This window comes from Xanthomonas sp. NCPPB 901 (genome assembly GCF_056725085.1).
On the sequence record NZ_CM161511.1, the window covers coordinates 534,075 to 550,796 of the forward strand.

Consider the following 16,722-nt stretch of genomic DNA (forward strand, 5'->3'; position numbering starts at 1 on the left):
CGCACTCCTTTCCTGAGGTAGCCGCCATGGCCCATTCGGCAGTCGATCACCACGACGAGCACGGGCATCAGCAGAGCTTCGTCGAGCGTTGGTTGTTCTCCACCAACCACAAGGACATCGGCACGCTGTACCTGCTCTTCAGCTTCATCATGTTCATCGTCGGTGCCGCGATGAGCGTGATGATCCGCCTCGAACTTGCGCAACCGGGCCTGCAATACATCAAGCCCGAGCAGTTCAATCAGATGACCACCGTGCACGCGCTGGTGATGATCTTCGGCGGGGTGATGCCGGCCTTCGTCGGCCTGGCCAACTGGATGATTCCGCTGCAGATCGGCGCGCCGGACATGGCGCTGCCGCGCATGAACAACTGGTCGTTCTGGCTGCTGCCGGTGGCGTTCAGCCTGTTGCTGCTGACCTTCTTTCTCCCGGGCGGCGCGCCGGCCGGCGGCTGGACCATGTATCCGCCGCTGATGCTGCAGGGCGGCTACAACGTCGCCTTCTCGGTGTTCGCCATCCACGTCGCCGGCATCAGCTCGATCATGGGCGCGATCAACATCATCGCCACCGTGCTCAACATGCGCGCGCCGGGCATCGACCTGCTGAAGATGCCGATCTTCTGCTGGGCCTGGCTGATCACCGCGTTCCTGTTGATCGCGGTGATGCCGGTGCTGGCCGGCGCGGTGACCATGCTGCTCACCGACAAGTTCTTCGGCACCTCGTTCTTCAACGCCGCCGGCGGCGGCGACCCGGTGATGTACCAGCACATCTTCTGGTTCTTCGGGCATCCCGAGGTCTACATCATGATCCTGCCGGCGTTCGGCGTGATCAGCGAAATCATCCCGACCTTCAGCCGCAAGCCGCTGTTCGGCTACCAGGCGATGGTCTACGCGATCGCGGCGATCGCGTTCCTGAGCTTCATCGTCTGGGCGCATCACATGTTCACCGTGGGCATGCCGTTGGGCGGCGAGATCTATTTCATGTTCGCCACGATGCTGATCTCCATCCCCACCGGGGTGAAGGTGTTCAACTGGGTCAGCACCATGTGGCAGGGCTCGATGACCTTCGAGGCGCCGATGCTGTGGGCGATCGCCTTCGTCATCCTGTTCACCATCGGCGGCTTCTCGGGCCTGATGCTGGCGATCGTGCCGGCCGACTTCCAGTACCACGACACCTACTTCGTGGTCGCGCACTTCCACTACGTGCTGGTCACCGGCGCGGTGTTCGCGCTGATCGCGGCGGTGTACTACTGGTGGCCGAAGTGGACCGGGCGCATGTACAGCGAGCGCTGGGCCAAGTTCCATTTCTGGTGGACGATGCTGTTCGTCAACCTGTTGTTCTTCCCGCAGCACTTCCTCGGCCTGGCCGGCATGCCGCGGCGCATCCCCGACTACAACGTGGTGTTCGCCGACTGGAACCTGGTCAGCTCGATCGGCGCGTTCGGCATGTTCGTCACCCCGTTCCTGATGGCCGGCATCCTGCTGGCGTCGCTGCGCAACGGCGCGCGCGCCAAGGCGCGCGCGTGGGAAGGCGCGCGCGGCCTGGAGTGGACGGTGCCGTCGCCGGCGCCGGCGCATACGTTCACCCTGCCGCCGGTGATCAAGCCCGGCGACCTGGCCCACGACGACATCAGCCACTGATGACCGCGCAACCGCCGCTCGACGACCTGGTCCTGCGCCGCAAGCGTGCGGCGCGCACCGCGCTGGTGGTCGGCGCGGTGGCGCTGGCGATCTACGTCGGCTTCATCCTGTCGGGGGTGCTGGGCCGATGAACGCGCCGGCGCCGCAGGTGCACAGCAGCGCCGGGCTGTTCAAGCTGGTCGGCGTGGCGCTGGCGGTGTTCCTGCTGACCTTCTCGCTGGTGCCGCTGTACCGCATCGCCTGCGAGAAGGTGTTCGGCGTGCGCCTGGAGCGCGGCCCGGGCGAAGGCCCGCAGGCCGGCAAGTCGCTGGCCGGCAAGCGCACGGTCACGGTGCAGTTCGATGGCGGGGTGAACTCCAAGCTGCCGTGGTCGTTCCATCCGGAGCAACTGACCATGCAGGTGGTGCCGGGCGAGCTCAACGAGGCGCTGTACTACGCGCACAACGACGGCGCGCATGCCATCGTCGGCAGCGCGGTGCCGTCGGTGGCGCCGGCGCGCGCCTCCGGCTACTTCACCAAGACCGAGTGTTTCTGCTTCACCGCGCAGACCCTGCAGGCCGGCGAGAAACGCGACATGCCGGTGCGCTTCATCGTCGACCCCAATCTGCCCAGCGACATCAGCACCATCACCCTGTCCTACACCTTCTACAAGAACGATGCGCTGAGCGCGGAACTGGGATCGCCGAAACTGGCCGGTTCCGCGCGCTCGGCTCCCTGACCCGACCGGAATGCCTGCCATGGCCCAGCCCAGCACCGACGCCACCGCCAACGCCTATTACGTGCCCAGCCAGAGCCGCTGGCCGTTCATCGGCTCGATCGCGATGTTCGTGACCATGATCGGCGTGGCCAGTTGGCTCAACGACGCGTCCTGGGGCAAGTGGACCTTCTTCACCGGCATCGCGATGCTGGTGGCGACGCTGTTCATGTGGTTCGGCGATGTGATCCGCGAATCGATCGCCGGGCACTACAACCGCCAGGTCGACGTGTCGTTCCGCATGGGCATGGTGTGGTTCATCTTCTCCGAGGTGATGTTCTTCGGCGCCTTCTTCGGCGCGCTGTTCTACACCCGCAGCTTCATCCTGCCGTGGCTGGGCGGCGAGGGCGACGGGGTGATGACCAATGCGCTGCTGTGGGACGGCTACTCGGCGGCCTGGCCGACCAACGGCCCGGGCGGCATCGGCGGCCAGTTCCAGACCATCCCGGCGTGGGGCCTGCCGTTGATCAACACGCTGATCCTGCTCAGTTCCGGCGTGACCCTGACCATCGCCCACCACGCGCTCAAGGCCGGCCATCGCACCCGGCTGATGGTGTTCCAGGCGCTGACCGTGGTGCTCGGCTGCACCTTCCTGTACTTCCAGGCCGAGGAGTACACGCATGCCTACAAGGAGCTCAACCTGACCCTGGGGTCGGGCATCTACGGCTCCACCTTCTTCATGCTCACCGGCTTCCACGGTGCGCACGTGCTGCTGGGCACGATCATGCTGCTGGTGATGCTGCTGCGGATCACCCGCGGGCACTTCAGCCGCGACAACCACTTCGCCTTCGAAGCGGCGGCGTGGTACTGGCACTTCGTCGACGTGGTGTGGCTGGCGTTGTTCCTGTTCGTCTATGTGCTTTGAGGGCTGGGAATAGGGAATAGGGAATCGGGAATGGGGAATCGCAAGAGCGGCTTTCGCTTGCGCTTCTGATTTGCCGATTCTCTTTTCCCGATTCCCCATTCCCGGCTTCTCAGCGCCCGAGCCCGTGTGGCTTGATCGTGCCGGTATAGATGCCCAGGATGACCAACAGGATCAGGCACACCGACAGGCCGATGCGCCAGGTCAATGCGTTCACCGTGCGCTTGCTCTGGCCGCGGTCCACCAACAGGTAGTACAGGCCGGCGCCCAGGTTCCACAGGATGAGCAGCAGGAACGCGACGATCAGCAAGGTCTTCAGCGAGTCGTTCATGGGCGTCTCGGCACATGGTGTGTCCGCATTATGACCCTCGCCGCTGCCCCGCGCGTGGGCGTGCGCCGGCGCATGCCGTTGTGGCTGGGGTGGAGCGTGGCGTTGGCAGTGGCGCTGGGTTTCTGCGCGCTGGGCCGCTGGCAGTTGCAGCGCATGCACGAGAAGCAGGCGCTGCTGGCGCAGGCGGCGCATGTGCGCGATCGCCCGCAGGCGCTGGCCGATGCGCTGCGCGCGACGCCGCCGGGGCAACTGCGCTGGGTGCATGGCGCCGGCCGCTTCCTGCCCGGGCAGATCCTGCTCGACAACCAGCTGCGGCAGGGCCGCAGCGGGGTGAAGGTGTACCAGCCGTTCCTGCCTGACGGCGCCGCGGCGCCGTTGCTGGTGGAACTGGGCTGGCTGCCGCTGCCGGCCGACCGCGCGCTGCCGGCGCCGACCGCGCTGCAGGGCCGCTACACGCTGGTCGGCCTGCTCGGGCCGGCACCGTCGCACGGCCTGGCGCTGGGGCCGGCCCTGGTCGCGGCGCCGTCGCCGCAGCGCTGGCTGGCGATGCGCATCGAGCCGGCGGCGATCGGCGAGGCGCTGGGACGCCGCGACATTTTGTCGCAGGTGCTGCGCCTGGATCCGGCCCTGCCGCTGGGCTATCCGCGCGACCTGGATCTGCTGCCGAACACGCTGCCGCCCGAGCGCCACTTGGGTTACGCGGTGCAATGGTTCGGCCTGGCGCTGGCGGTGCTGGTCACCGCGGCGCTGCTCAGTTGGCGCGCGCGCAGGGGACGGGGCGGGCGCTGAGCGCGCGCGCATGAGAAAATCCCCGGCATGAATGCTCCCATCCCGGCCCCGCGCCCGGCGGCCGCACGCGGCCGTTGGCCGCTGATCGCGTTGTTCGTGCTGTTCTTCGGCTCGATGCTGGTCGCCGGCGCCTTGCGTTTCTCCGGCTGGCAGCCGGCCGCCAGCCGCAACCACGGCGAACTGCTGCAGCCGCCGGCCGACTTGCGCGCGCTGCAGCCGCGGCTGGCCGATGGCCGCGGCTACGCCTGGGAACCGCAGCGGCGGCTGTGGCGCATCGCGCTGGCGCCGCCGGCCGAGTGCGGCAGCGCCTGCGATGCGCTGGCGCGCGATCTGGACAAGGTCTGGCAACTGTTCGGCCACGATGCCGACCACGTGCAGATCCTGTGGATCGGCACGCCGCCGGCGGCGGCGCAGGCGCTGCCGCAGGTGCGGGCGCTGCGCCCGGACCCGGCGCTGCTGGCGGCGCTGCCGCGGGTGCGCGATGCGGCCGGGGTGCCGGTCTATGTCATTGATCCGAACGGTTTCGTGGTGCTGCGCTATGCCCCCGGGTTCGACCCGGCCGGGCTGCGAGCGGACCTGGCGAAACTGCTGAAACTCCTGTGAGCCGCTCCCTATGACCTTGTTCGCGCGCCCGGCGCTGTTCCGGCATTTCCACCGCATGGCCTGGCTGGCGGCGCTGTTCACCGCCAGCACCATCATGTTCGGTTCGTTCGTGCGCCTGTCCGATGCGGGCATGAGCTGCCCGGACTGGCCGACCTGCTACGGGCGCATCACCTGGCCGCAGACCAGCGCCGAAGCCGACACCCATGCCGCCAGCAAGATCCGGCCGCTGGAGACGCACAAGGCCTGGCGCGAGCAGATCCACCGCTTCCTGGCCGGCGCGCTGGGCGTGGAGGTGCTGGTGCTGTCGCTGCTGGCGGCGCGCCGGCGCCGGCTCGGCATCGCCCAGATCGTGACGGCGGCGGTGCTGGTGGCGCTGTCGATCCCGCTGTACATGTCCGGCTGGCCGGGGCTGGCGATGCTGGTGGCGGTCGGCGGCGAGGCGATCCTGCTGCTGGCGGCGCTGCGCTGGTCCAACGACGATCTGGCCCGGGCGGCGGTGCTGACCCTGTCGGTGGTGATCTTCCAGGCCTTGCTGGGCATGTGGACGGTGACCCTGCTGCTCAAGCCGATCGTGGTGATGGGGCACCTGCTGGGCGGCCTGCTGATGTTCTCGCTGCTGGTGTGGATGGCCTGGCGCGCCACCCACCTGCCGATCACCCTGGCCGATGCGCCGCGCCTGAAGTGGCTGCTGCGCCTGGGCGTGGCGGTGCTGGTGCTGCAGATCGCGCTGGGCGGCTGGGTCAGCGCCAACTACGCGGCGCTGGCCTGCGGCGGCGGCAGCTGGTCGGCCGACAACTTCCCGCGCTGCGTCAGCCAGTGGTGGCCGCCGCACGATTTCCGCGAGGGCTTCACCCTGTGGCGCGGCATCGGCGTGGACTACGAAGGCGGCGTGCTCGACGGCGCGGCGCGCATCGCCATCCAGATGGCGCACCGGATGATGGCGCTGGTGGTGGCGGCCTACCTGCTGTGGCTGAGCTGGCGCCTGAGCCGCACGCCGGGCATGCGCGGTTGGGCGGCGGCGCTGGCGCTGCTGCTGGTCGCGCAGGTGTGCCTGGGCATCCTCAACGTCAAGCTGGCGCTGCCCTTGCCGGTGGCGGTGCTGCACAACGCCGGCGCGGTGGCGCTGCTGTTCGTGCTGGTGTCGCTGCTGGCGCGCTTGCGGGCGCCGCAATGAGCGCGCGCGGCGTCCATTGGCGCGACTACTGGGACCTGACCAAGCCCAAGGTGGTGGCGCTGATCGTGTTCACCGCCCTGGTCGGGATGTGCCTGGCGATCCCGGGGTTGCCGACCTGGGCGCAGGTGCGCACCGGTCTGCTCGGCTTCTTCGGCATCTGGCTGGCGGCCTCGGCGGCGGCGGCGATCAACCAACTGCTGGACGCGCGCATCGACGCGCAGATGGCGCGCACCTCCTGGCGCCCGCTGGTGGTGGGCAAGGTGCTGCCGTGGCAGGTGCTGCTGTTCGCGGCCTTGCTGACCGCGCTGTCGATGACCGTGCTGGTGGTGTGGGTCAACTGGATCACCGCGGTGCTGACCTTCGCCTCGCTGATCGGCTATGCGGTGATCTATACGGTGTTCCTCAAGCGCACCACGCCGCAGAACATCGTCATCGGCGGCCTGGCCGGGGCGGCGCCGCCGCTGCTGGGCTGGGCCGCGATCACCGGCATGCAGGGCCAGTGGGACTGGGCCTACGCCTCGTTGCTGGTGCTGATCATCTTCGTGTGGACGCCGCCGCACTTCTGGGCGCTGGCGATCTTCCGCCGCGCCGACTACGCCAAGGCCTCGATCCCGATGCTGCCGGTCACCCACGGCGTGGCGCACACCCGCCGGCAGATCCTGGTGTACACGGTGCTGCTGGTGGTGGTGACGCTGCTGCCGGTGGCGGTGGGCATGAGCGGAGTGTTCTACCTCGGCGGCACCCTGGTGCTGGACGCGGTGTTCCTCTGGTACGCCTGGCGCATGCTCGACCCGCCGGACGAGATGTTCTCGATGCGCATGTTCGGCTATTCCATCGTGTACCTGATGGCGCTGTTCGCCTTCCTGCTGGTCGACCACTGGATCGCCTGAGTCGTTCAGGTTCCCCGTTCAAGTGTTGCCAGTCGCGGTCGCTATCGAGCGAACGACCAAAATCGGCAAAGCCGCGGGAGGCAGGTATGTGGGGCAAGAGCAAGCAAGACGCGATGAAGCTGCAGGCAACCCTGGAGCGCCTGCGCGAGGCCGAGGCCGAACGTGACCGCGCCCGTGCACAGGCCGACAGCGCCCGCGCCGATCTGGACTATCTGCGCGGCCGTTTCGACTTGGTCACCTCCGCGACCACCGACGGCCTGTGGGAGATGAGCGTGATCGCCGGCGATCCGATCAATCCGTCCAACGAATTCTGGTGGTCCTCGCAGTTCCGCGCGATGCTGGGCTTCTCCTCCGAGCTGGACTTCCCCAACGTGCTCGATAGCTGGGCCTCGCGGCTGCACCCGGAGGACAAGCAGGCCACGCTGGACGCGTTCGCCGCGCACCTGGCCGACCGCAGCGGCCAGACCCCGTACGACGTGGAGTATCGGCTGCAGCTGAAGAACGGCCAGTACCGCTGGTTCCGCGCGCTCGGCACCACCCAGCGCGATCCCCAGGGCACGCCGCTGCGCGTGGCCGGCGCGCTCACCGATATCACCGAGCGGCGCGAGCGCGAGGCGTTCCTGGACGTGGTCCTGACCCGCTTCGAACTGGGCGCGGACATGCTCAACGACGGCCTGTGGGACATGAGCGTGATCGCGGGCGATCCGATCAACCCGTCCAACGAGTTCTGGTGGTCGCCGCAGTTCCGTTCGCTGCTGGGCTTCGCCTCCGAGGCCGAGTTCCCCAACGTGCTCGACAGCTGGTCCTCGCGCCTGCACCCGGAAGACGCGCAGCTCGCGCTCAACGCGTTCGCCGCGCACCTCAACGACCGCACTGGCCGCACCGGCTTCGACGTCGAGTACCGGCTGCGCCTGAAGAGCGGCGAGTACCGCTGGTTCCGCGCGCGTGGCCTGACCAAGCGCGCCGCCGACGGCACCCCGCTGCGCGCGGTCGGCGCGTTGCTGGACATCCACGCCGCGCGCCAGCTCGGCGAGGCCGCGCATACCCTGCAGACGGCGGCCGCGGAAATGGTCGACGACAACAGCGACCTGGCCCGGCGCACCGAGCAGCAGGCGGCGGCCCTGGAAGAGGCGGCCAGCTCGATGGAGGAGATCACCGGCACCGTGCAGCGCAACGTCGAGCACGTCGGCCACGCCAACCGGCTGGTGGACGGCGCCAGCGACGTCGCCCAGCGCGGCGGCGAGGTGGTGCGCGACGTGGTCCAGACCATGGCCGGCATCGAGAGCGCGTCGCGCAAGATCGCCGACATCATCAGCGTCATCGACGGCATCGCCTTCCAGACCAACATCCTGGCCCTGAACGCGGCGGTGGAAGCTGCGCGTGCCGGTGAGCAGGGCCGCGGCTTCGCCGTGGTCGCCACCGAAGTGCGCAGCCTGGCCCAGCGCTGCGCCGACGCGGCCAAGGAAGTGCGCGGCCTGATCGCCGGGTCCAGCGAGCAGGTCGATCGCGGCTCGGCGCTGGTCGCGCGCGCCGGCGCCACCATGGAAGAACTGCTCGGCTCGGTGCGCGAAGTGCAGCGGATCATGACCGACATCGCCGGCGCCAGCCGCGAGCAGAGCGCCGGCATCGGCCAGGTCAATCAGATCGTGGTGCAGATGGACACGGCCACGCAGCAGAACGCGGCGCTGGTCGAAAAAATGGCCGAGGCCGCGCGCGCTGGAAGGGCAGGCGCAGGGCCTGAACGCGCATACCGGCAGCGGCCGCCGCCCCGGCAGCCAGGGCGCCGGCCAGCCGGCGGCGCCGGTCCGCGTGGCGGCCTGATCGGGAGCGCTCGACGCACCGGCGCGTCTTGCGCGCCGGTGGCGTAAGACGGCGCGGGACAACCGCGCCGCGGCGACCTCGGCGAGCCGATGCCGGCGTCGCGGCTGGCGTCGTGGCTGGCGGCGCCTTGGTGCTGCGGTCGGCGAATGCCGATAATGCCTGGCGCTGTCGTCGCGGTCGCGCCTCCCTGGCGGCCTCAGCCCAGCCAGTGCTGGCAGCTGTCGCGCGCCTGGCTGCCGCAGCTTTGCTGCATCTTTTGCTGCAGCCGCGCGAGCACCGCGCTGCCGTCATGGGCCTTGCTCCAGTCCTGCAGGGTCTTGGCCAGGGTGTCGAAGCGTTGCCGGGTGCGCTGGTGGTAGCCGTCGGGCTGCCCGGCCAGTTCGCCGATGACCTGGCTGGCGGCGGCCTCGATCGCGGCGGCATTGTCCGGCTGCAGCTGGACCAGGCCATTGACGTAGATCACGCCCCACTGCACCCGGGTGGCGGGGCCTTCGGCGCTCTCGTAGGCCTTCTTCAGCCAGTACAGCGCGGTCTGCTTGTCGCCGCGCGCCTGCGCCAGGCCGGCCAGTTCCGGCATGTAGTAGTACGGCGTCTTGCTGCGCTGCAGTTCGGCCAGCAGCAATTGTTCGGCGCCGGCACTGTCGCCGGCTTCGTCGAGCAGGCTGGCGGCGGAGCTGATCGTGGACTGGCGCTCGTAGTCGGTCTTGGCGGCCTGCTCGGCCCACTGCACGCGCTGCCGCACCTTGGCGACCACCGCCGGCGGCAGCGGCGGCTGCGGCCCGTCGCCGGCCTTGGCCGGCTGGCCTTGGGCCAACCGCGCCAGGGCGATGTCCGCCTCGACGGTCTCGAGGCGATCGCTGATCGGCAGGCTGCTGTCGGCATAGACCTGATCCAGCGCATGGGTCAGCGCGTTCGACAGCGTGGTGCGCTCGGCGGCGTCGGCGGCCGCGGCCTGCACCAGTTCGCGCGCCGTATAGGTCAGCGTGCTGCGGTTGGCGCGCACCTCGGCCGGATCGGCGAGCACTGCCTGCAGCAGGTCGCGCTCGGCGGCACGGCGCTTGGCGTCCGTGGCGGTGGCCTGGGCCGGATCCTGCTCGGCCAGCGCCAGCAGCGCGAAACGGCGCCGCAATGCCGGCTGCGGCGCGGCCGCGGCCAGCCGCGCGAGCACGTCGGCCGCCTGCCCCGGCTTGATCAACTGGGCCGCATCCACGTCCCAGCCATACTCGCCGAGCAGGGTCCAGTCGTCGGCGCCGAGTGTGGCCGGCGCCTTGAGCGCCTGCTGCAGCAACTGCGCCGAGGTGGTGGTGCGGGTCGCGGCCACGCGCAGCGCCTCGGCCAGGCGCGCGGTATCGCTGTCGCCGGCCAGGCGGGTGATCTCGCTGCGGTCCGGGCGCAGCACGATGATGGTCGGGTAGCCCTTGATGCCGAAGCGTTCGCCCCAGGCCTGCGCGCCTTCCGAATCGCCATCCAGGTGCACCGCGACGAAGGCGCGGGTGCGGGCGATGAAGGCCGGGTCCTTGAACAGGGTGGCCTTGAGCCGGTTGCACGGCGGGCACCAGACCGCGCCCCAGTATAGCAGCACCGGCTTGTTGTGTTCGCGCGCTTCGGCGAAGGCGTCGTCGACGTCGCCCTCGCGCCAGGCGATGCCGGCGCTGTCGGCGGCAGGCGCCGCCGCGGCGGGCTTGGGCGCGGCGGGCGCGGGCGGTTTCTGGCAGGCGCTCAGCGCCAGCAGGGTGGCCAGGCTGGCGGAGATCGTCGCGGAACGGCGGGACATGCGGCTCATGGGGGCACCGGATGGGGAGGAGGCGTGGCGCCGGCCGTGCCGGCCGCCTACTGTACCCAGCCGTCGTCGTGGCCGTACATGCCGGTTGCGCATCTGCATATGCCGCCCCGACCTGCGCCACGCGGCGCAGACCGGCGCGTTCGGGGCCATGCCGGCGCGGGATGCCTGCGGGCCGGTTCCACCGCCCCCTGCCGTTCGGCCGCTAGCGCTTCGCTTCCGCCTTCGCAGCGCGCGCGTAGCGTTGGGCGATCACGGCGCAGACGATCAGCTGGATCTGGTGGTAGATCATCACCGGCAACACGATGGCGCCGAGGCTGCCGCTGGCGAACAGCACCTTCGCCATCGGCACGCCGGTGGCAAGGCTCTTCTTGGAGCCGCAGAACACGATCGGGATCTCGTCCTCGCGGGAAAAGCCCAGGCGTCGCGCGCCGAAGGTGATCAGCGTCATCGCCAGCGCCAGCAGCACCGCGCCGACCACGGCGACGCCGAGCAGCGCCGGCAGCGGCGTCTTGCGCCACAGCCCTTCGACCACCGCCGCACTGAATGCGGTGTACACCACCAGCAGGATGGTGCTCTGGTCGGTGTAGCGCAGCACCGCACGGCGACGCTCGACCCAACCGCCGATCCAGCGCTGCAGCAGGTGCCCGGCGACGAACGGCACCAGCAGTTGCAGCATGATCTTGCCCATCGCCTCCAGTGGATTGGCCATGGCGCTCTGCGCGCCGGCCAGCAGGCCCATCAGCAGCGGGGTCAGAAACACGCCGAGCAGGCTCGACAGCGAGGCGCTGCACACCGCCGCCGGCACGTTGCCGCCGGCCATCGAGGTGAAGGCGATCGACGACTGCACGGTGGATGGCAGCGTGCACAGGAACAGCACGCCGATGTACAGGTCCGGGGTCAGCAGCCAGTGCGACAGCGGCTTGAACAGCAGGCCCAGCAGCGGGAACAGGATGAAGGTGGAGGCGAGGATGGTCAGGTGCAGGCGCCAGTGCAGTGCGCCGGCGACGATGGCCTCGCGCGACAGCCGCGCGCCGTGCAGGAAGAACAGCGCGGCGATCGCCAGATCGGTGACCACGTCCATCACCGATGCCGCGCGCCCCTGCACCGGCAGCAGCGAGGCCAGCAGCACCGTGCACAGCAGCGCCAGGGTGAACGGTTCGATGCGCAGGCGCGCGAGAAGATGTTTCATGATGTGATGACGGGGGAAAAGGCTGTAAGTCAAGCAGATATTCTCACACACATACACACTGGCGCCGGCAGGTTGTTCGATGGAGACGAATGCTTCTCTCGCCATGCAGGCGCTGGCCTTGAACACCGCAAGGAAGTTTCGCGACGACTATCTGGCGATGAGTCGGCATATTTTTCGCGACCAGGAGAAGCGCAATGGTCTTCTCCATTCCGGGGAGTTTGGCGTCTATCGCGAACAACTGCTGCGCACGCTGCTGGTATCGCATCTGCCGGCGCGCCTGGCCATCGGCAGCGGCTTCCTGAGTACGGCGCAGCAACCCAGCAGTACGCAGTGCGATGTCGTCCTCTACGATCGCGATGCCACGCCCAGCCTCGATGTGGCGGGCGGACGGGTGTTCTTCCCGACGGAAACCTGCGCGGCAGTCGGCGAAGTGAAGTCGACATTGACCTTCTCCGCGCTTTGCGAAGCCTTGCATAAACTCGCCGAGACCAAACGCTTGCGGGCGGCGCATTGCCCGCCCAGCCTGCCGGTGGCGCCGACCGATGCGGTGTTCAGCTTGTGGGGCCAGATCGGGCAGGAGAGCGCGACGCGGGACCAGTTGGATATGCATCGGCTATGTCTGTTCCAACCGCAGCGGATCGAGCAACAGAATCTGATGACGTTTCTGGTCTGCGAGAAGATCGAGTGGCCCAGCGGCGAAGATCCGAACAGTCCCGGCTTTCACAAGGCGCTTGCCAAGCTCTATCCCTGCTCGCCCGATTCCTACCTGCGCCACAATCTGTTGCTGAGCCTGCAGGACGGCCTGCTTTCGTACTACACCTCCGGTCCCGGCGACGATGGTGAGCCGCGCAAGCTGCCCTATCCGTTCCCGTGCCGGGAGGGCGTGGACTGCGGATGGCGCTGGCTTCCGGCCAGCGACGACGCGCTGCACATCCTTATGTTCGCCACCGAATGTGCGCTGGCGGCATCGCGGACATGGATCTACGAATTCTTTTCTCCTGCGCACTTGCAGGACCACCTGTTTCCCAGGTTTCGGTACATGCCATTGAGCTAGCGGTCACGCGGGGCCGGACTCAGCGCAACGACGCCAGCACCTTGAGCAGTTCGCGCTGCTCGTACTTGTCGGTCTCGTCCAACCCATGCGCGCGCTGCTTGGCGGTCAGTTCTTCGAGGCGCTGCTGCAGCGTCTGCCTTTCCAACTGCACGACCACGTCGTGCAGCTCCTGGCGCCAGCTGGCGGTCTCGCCGGCGATCTCCTGCACCGCCAGCTTCTGCAGGGCGGCCAGTTCCTCGCGTTCGTGGAAGTGTTCGAGCAGCGCGCCGGTGGTGATTTCCGGGCGCGCATGCACGATCTGCAGCAGCTCGATCATCAACTCGATGCCGGGCAGGCGCAGGCCGGCGAACGGGTAGGGCGGCGGCAGATCCAGCGCCAGCGACGGTGCCTGCAGCAGGCGCACGATCGCCTCGCGCACCAGGCTGCGCTTGTGCGCTGGGCGCGGCATCCGCGGCGGTGGCCGATTCGCCGCCGCCGCGGACGCGGCTGGTGCGGCGGCGCCGATGCCGGTGAGTTCGGCCAGGCGCTGGCGCATCAGGTCGCCGAAGGCGCCGTCGGGAATCTGCGCCAGCATCGGCCGCGCGCGCTCGGCCAGGCGTGCCTTGCCGTCGAGCGTGCCCAGGTTGATCTCGCGCGAGAGTTCGTCGAAGAAGAACTGCGACAGCGGCGTGGCCTGGACCAGCCGCGCGTCGAAGGCCGCGGCGCCTTCCTTGCGCACGATGGTGTCCGGGTCCTCGCCGTCGGGCAGGAACAGGAAGAACGCCTGGCGCCCGTCCTTCATCCGCGGCAGCACCGATTCCAGCGCCTTCCAGCCGGCGCGACGGCCGGCGGCGTCGCCGTCGAAGCAGAAGAACACGTCCGGCGCATTGCGGAACAGCAATTCGGCGTGGTCCGGCGTGGTCGCGGTGCCCAGCGTCGCCACCGCCTGGGTGACGCCGAACTGGAACAGCGAGACCACGTCCATGTAGCCCTCGACCACGATCAGCCGCTCGATCTTCTGGTTGGCCTGGCGCACCTGCCACAGGCCGTACAGTTCGCGGCCCTTGTGGAACAGCGCGGTCTCCGGCGAGTTCAGGTACTTGGGGCCGTCGTCCTTGTCGAGCACGCGGCCGCCGAAGGCGATGACCCGGCCGCGGCGGTCGAAGATCGGGAACATCACCCGGTCGCGGAACTTGTCGTAGACGTGGCCGCGGTCGTTCTTGGAGAACAGCCCGGCGCGGTCCAGCAGCTTGAGCCGGCGCTCCTCGGTGCCCAGTGCATCCTTGAGCGCGCCGTAGCCGTCCGGCGCATAGCCGATCTGGAAACGCGCGCGGTTCTCCGCGTCCACGCCGCGCCCGTCCAGGTAGGCGCGGGCCTTGTTGCTGCCTTCGAGCTGGCGCTGGAAGAACTTGGCGGCCGCGTCCAGCGCCGAGTACAGGTCGCGGTGGTCGTCGCCGGCGGCCTGCGCGGCGCCGCGCTGCTGGGCGTCGCGCGGGACTTCCATGCCGGCGCGCTTGGCCAGTTCGTCGACCGCGTCGAGGAACTCGAGGCGGTCGTAGTTCATCAGGAAGCTGATCGCGGTGCCGTGCGCGCCGCAGCCGAAGCAGTGGTAGAACTGCTTGGTCGGGGACACCGTGAACGAGGCCGAGCGCTCGTCGTGGAACGGGCAGCGCGCCGCGTATTCCTTGCCCTGGCGCTTCAGCGGCACGCGCGTGCCGATCACCTCGACGATGTCGGTGCGGGCGAGCAGGTCGTCGATGAATGCGTCGGGGATGCGGGCCATCCGTATAGGATGCCACGCGCGTGCGCCGCCACGCTGGCCGGGCGCCGCGTCCGCGGTTCAGCGCGGTGCGATCAGGGCGCCGGCGGCGCGGGCGCGGCGCTGCGGGCGTCGATGCCTGCAGCGTCCAGGGTGCGCCGCGCGTGCAGGCGCTCGTCGATCACCGCGGTGATCAGCGCGCCGACGAAGAACACCACGGTGGCGTAGTAGATCCACACCAGCAGGATCACCAGCGCGCCCATCGAGCCGTAGGCGCTGCCCGGGGCGGCGGTGGCGATGTACAGGCCGATCGCGTAGCGCCCGGCCACGAACAGGCAGGCGGTGATGGCGCCGCCGATGACCGCCTGCCGCCATTCCACGCGGCGGTCGGGCAGGTAGTGGTAGAGCACGGCGAAGGCCAGCACGTAGATCGCCAGGGTCGAGACGTAGCCGACCGCCGGCAGCAGCGAGGGCATCCGCGCGAACACCACCTGCAGCACCGTGGTCAGGATCATCGAGATCAGCAGCAGGAAGCCCAGCGCGAACACCACGCCGAAGGAGAACACGCGTTTCTTCAGCCACGCCAGGATGCCGTCGAGGTGCTGCTTGTCGGTGCGGAAGATCAGGTTCAGCGCGTTCTGCAACTGCGCGAACACCGCGGTGGCGCCGACGAACAGCAGCAGGGTGCTCCACAGCCCGGCCAGCGAGCCGATGTTGGGCTGGTTCTTGGCGTTGTCGATCACGGTCTGCGCGACCTCGCGGGCGCCGTGTCCGGCCAGTTGCCCGATCTGCGCGATCAGCGTCTCCTGCGCCTGCGGGTACAGCGAGGCGGTCAGCCACAGCAGCAGCACCAGCAGCGGCGCCAGCGACAGCAGCGCATAGAACGACAGCGAGGCCGCCTGGGTCATCACGTCGATCTCGACGAAGCGCCGCACCAGTGCGGCCGGCAGGCTCTGCTGCAGGCGGTCGAGATGTTTGTGCAGGCGATCGGACGACAGGGGCAGGGACATGGGCGCGGACCTTCGGCGCGCGGCGTCGCAACGCCGGTCCCGCACTGCGCGCTTGAAGGGGGCGCGGGCTTGCCGGGGGTTGTAGCAGCCCGGCGCCGAAAGGCGGGTGAAGCCCGCCGCCGGCTCCGCCGCTGTGCTCAGCCGGCCAGCTGTTGCTTGACCAGCACCGAGACCTGGCCCATGTCGGCCTTGCCGGCCAGCATCGGCTTGAGCACGCCCATCAGCTTGCCCATGTCGGCCGGGCCGCTGGCGCCGGTCTGCGCGATCGCCGCCTGGATCGCGGCGACGATCTCGGCCTCGCCCATCTTGCTCGGCAGGTAGCGCTCGATCACCACGATCTCCTCGCGCTCCACCTGGGCCAGGTCGTCGCGGCCGGCGGCCTCGTACTGGCTGACCGAGTCCTTGCGCTGCTTGACCATCTTGTCCATCACCGCGATCACCGCGGCGTCGTCCATCTCCACGCGCTCGTCCACTTCCTTCTGCTTGATCGCGGCGTTGATCAGCCGGATCACGCCCAGGCTGTGCTTGTCGCCGGACTTCATCGCGGCCTTCATGTCGTCGGTGAGCTGCTGCTTGAGGGTCATGAGGGGCTCCACTGGGAAGATAAGGAAGGGGATCGGCATTCTAGGCAACCGCGCCTGCGCGGGCCTGGGGCCGAGGCGGCACGGGGCTGCCGAGGGGAAAGAGAGGGGACCGAGATCGTGCGAACGGCGTACCTGGCCCCAGCGGCCGGACACGCAAAAAGCCGGCGACGCTTGCGCGTGCCGGCTCCCTGGGCTTACCGTAGCGGATGCCGAAACCGGCACACTCCGCTACCGCAGGCCGCGATCCTCAGTACAGACGCTGGCGCTTGGTGACGTCGCGCGAGGTGCGACGCAGCTGGCGCTTCACCGCGGCAGCGGCCTTGCGCTTGCGTTCCTGGGTCGGCTTTTCGTAGAACTCGCGCTTGCGGGTTTCGGCCAGCACGCCGGCCTTTTCGCAGGTGCGCTTGAAGCGACGGAGCGCAAACTCGAAGGGCTCGTTCTCGCGGACTTTAACGCTGGGCATGGAATCTCCGGGACACAATGGTGACCGGGTCAGGCCCGGC

17 protein-coding genes are annotated in these 16,722 nt (G+C 69.0%); 10 read left to right on the forward strand and 7 right to left on the reverse strand.

The window, feature by feature from the left end:
• Positions 1 to 26: 26 nt before the first annotated feature.
• Genes ctaD through AC1PME_RS02300 form a run of 4 tightly spaced genes read left to right on the forward strand, consistent with a single transcriptional unit; the run spans position 27 to position 3,256 of the window.
• Positions 27 to 1,637: a cytochrome c oxidase subunit I gene (gene ctaD, locus AC1PME_RS02285; protein WP_254460088.1), complete on the forward strand. Its 1,611-nt coding sequence runs from the start codon at positions 27 to 29 to the stop codon at positions 1,635 to 1,637.
• Positions 1,637 to 1,768, forward strand: coding sequence for a hypothetical protein (locus tag AC1PME_RS02290; protein WP_010341609.1), 132 nt, complete (start codon positions 1,637 to 1,639; stop codon positions 1,766 to 1,768). Before ctaD ends, AC1PME_RS02290 begins: the two co-directional genes overlap by 1 nt.
• Positions 1,765 to 2,355: a cytochrome c oxidase assembly protein gene (locus tag AC1PME_RS02295; RefSeq protein ID WP_307548095.1), complete on the forward strand. Its 591-nt coding sequence runs from the start codon at positions 1,765 to 1,767 to the stop codon at positions 2,353 to 2,355. Before AC1PME_RS02290 ends, AC1PME_RS02295 begins: the two co-directional genes overlap by 4 nt.
• Positions 2,356 to 2,374: 19 nt before the next feature.
• The gene (locus tag AC1PME_RS02300; protein WP_254460090.1) at positions 2,375 to 3,256 is read left to right on the forward strand and encodes a cytochrome c oxidase subunit 3; all 882 of its coding nucleotides are present in this window, start codon (positions 2,375 to 2,377) and stop codon (positions 3,254 to 3,256) included.
• 109 nt (positions 3,257 to 3,365) lie between these two features.
• Here the strand turns inward: AC1PME_RS02300 and AC1PME_RS02305 are convergent, their stop codons facing one another.
• A complete protein-coding gene (locus AC1PME_RS02305) occupies positions 3,366 to 3,584 on the reverse strand; it encodes a twin transmembrane helix small protein (protein ID WP_160968816.1) in 219 nt (72 codons plus the stop codon).
• Between the two features lie 30 nt (positions 3,585 to 3,614).
• Here AC1PME_RS02305 and AC1PME_RS02310 point away from each other — a divergent pair, with 30 nt between their 5' ends.
• The 5 genes from AC1PME_RS02310 (at position 3,615) to AC1PME_RS02330 (ending at position 8,908) form a co-directional block, all read left to right on the forward strand.
• Positions 3,615 to 4,373: an SURF1 family protein gene (locus tag AC1PME_RS02310; protein ID WP_481097175.1), complete on the forward strand. Its 759-nt coding sequence runs from the start codon at positions 3,615 to 3,617 to the stop codon at positions 4,371 to 4,373.
• 27 nt (positions 4,374 to 4,400) lie between these two features.
• A complete protein-coding gene (locus AC1PME_RS02315; RefSeq protein ID WP_254460092.1) occupies positions 4,401 to 4,976 on the forward strand; it encodes a hypothetical protein in 576 nt (191 codons plus the stop codon).
• 10 nt (positions 4,977 to 4,986) lie between these two features.
• Positions 4,987 to 6,150 carry a COX15/CtaA family protein gene (locus AC1PME_RS02320; protein WP_254460093.1) on the forward strand — a complete coding sequence of 388 codons (1,164 nt, stop codon included), beginning with the start codon at positions 4,987 to 4,989 and terminating at the stop codon, positions 6,148 to 6,150.
• Positions 6,147 to 7,040, forward strand: a complete 894-nt coding sequence (cyoE, locus tag AC1PME_RS02325) for a heme o synthase (protein WP_242161167.1) — start codon at positions 6,147 to 6,149, stop codon at positions 7,038 to 7,040. The genes AC1PME_RS02320 and cyoE overlap by 4 nt, the downstream gene beginning before the upstream one ends.
• A gap of 113 nt (positions 7,041 to 7,153) precedes the next feature.
• The gene (locus AC1PME_RS02330; protein ID WP_481097176.1) at positions 7,154 to 8,908 is read left to right on the forward strand and encodes a methyl-accepting chemotaxis protein; all 1,755 of its coding nucleotides are present in this window, start codon (positions 7,154 to 7,156) and stop codon (positions 8,906 to 8,908) included.
• 149 nt (positions 8,909 to 9,057) lie between these two features.
• Here the strand turns inward: AC1PME_RS02330 and AC1PME_RS02335 are convergent, their stop codons facing one another.
• A complete protein-coding gene (locus AC1PME_RS02335) occupies positions 9,058 to 10,644 on the reverse strand; it encodes a thioredoxin family protein (protein WP_481097177.1) in 1,587 nt (528 codons plus the stop codon).
• Positions 10,645 to 10,846: 202 nt separating this feature from the next.
• On the reverse strand, positions 10,847 to 11,833 hold the full coding sequence (locus AC1PME_RS02340) for a bile acid:sodium symporter family protein (protein ID WP_254460096.1): 987 nt from the start codon (positions 11,831 to 11,833) through the stop codon (positions 10,847 to 10,849).
• A gap of 79 nt (positions 11,834 to 11,912) precedes the next feature.
• Between AC1PME_RS02340 and AC1PME_RS02345 the strand changes: the two genes are divergently transcribed.
• Positions 11,913 to 12,887 (forward strand): DUF6602 domain-containing protein, encoded by a 975-nt coding sequence (locus tag AC1PME_RS02345; protein ID WP_254460097.1) that lies wholly within the window; start codon positions 11,913 to 11,915, stop codon positions 12,885 to 12,887.
• 19 nt (positions 12,888 to 12,906) lie between these two features.
• Here the strand turns inward: AC1PME_RS02345 and dnaG are convergent, their stop codons facing one another.
• The 4 genes from dnaG to rpsU form a co-directional block, all read right to left on the reverse strand.
• Positions 12,907 to 14,649, reverse strand: a complete 1,743-nt coding sequence (gene dnaG, locus AC1PME_RS02350; RefSeq protein WP_481097178.1) for a DNA primase — start codon at positions 14,647 to 14,649, stop codon at positions 12,907 to 12,909.
• 71 nt (positions 14,650 to 14,720) lie between these two features.
• Positions 14,721 to 15,635 (reverse strand): YihY/virulence factor BrkB family protein, encoded by a 915-nt coding sequence (locus AC1PME_RS02355; RefSeq protein ID WP_254460099.1) that lies wholly within the window; start codon positions 15,633 to 15,635, stop codon positions 14,721 to 14,723.
• A gap of 137 nt (positions 15,636 to 15,772) precedes the next feature.
• Entirely contained in the window at positions 15,773 to 16,219 is a 447-nt protein-coding gene (locus AC1PME_RS02360) for a GatB/YqeY domain-containing protein (protein ID WP_254460100.1), read from the reverse strand.
• Positions 16,220 to 16,466: 247 nt separating this feature from the next.
• Positions 16,467 to 16,682 (reverse strand): 30S ribosomal protein S21, encoded by a 216-nt coding sequence (gene rpsU / locus AC1PME_RS02365; protein ID WP_003465342.1) that lies wholly within the window; start codon positions 16,680 to 16,682, stop codon positions 16,467 to 16,469.
• Between the last annotated feature and the right edge of the window lie 40 nt (positions 16,683 to 16,722).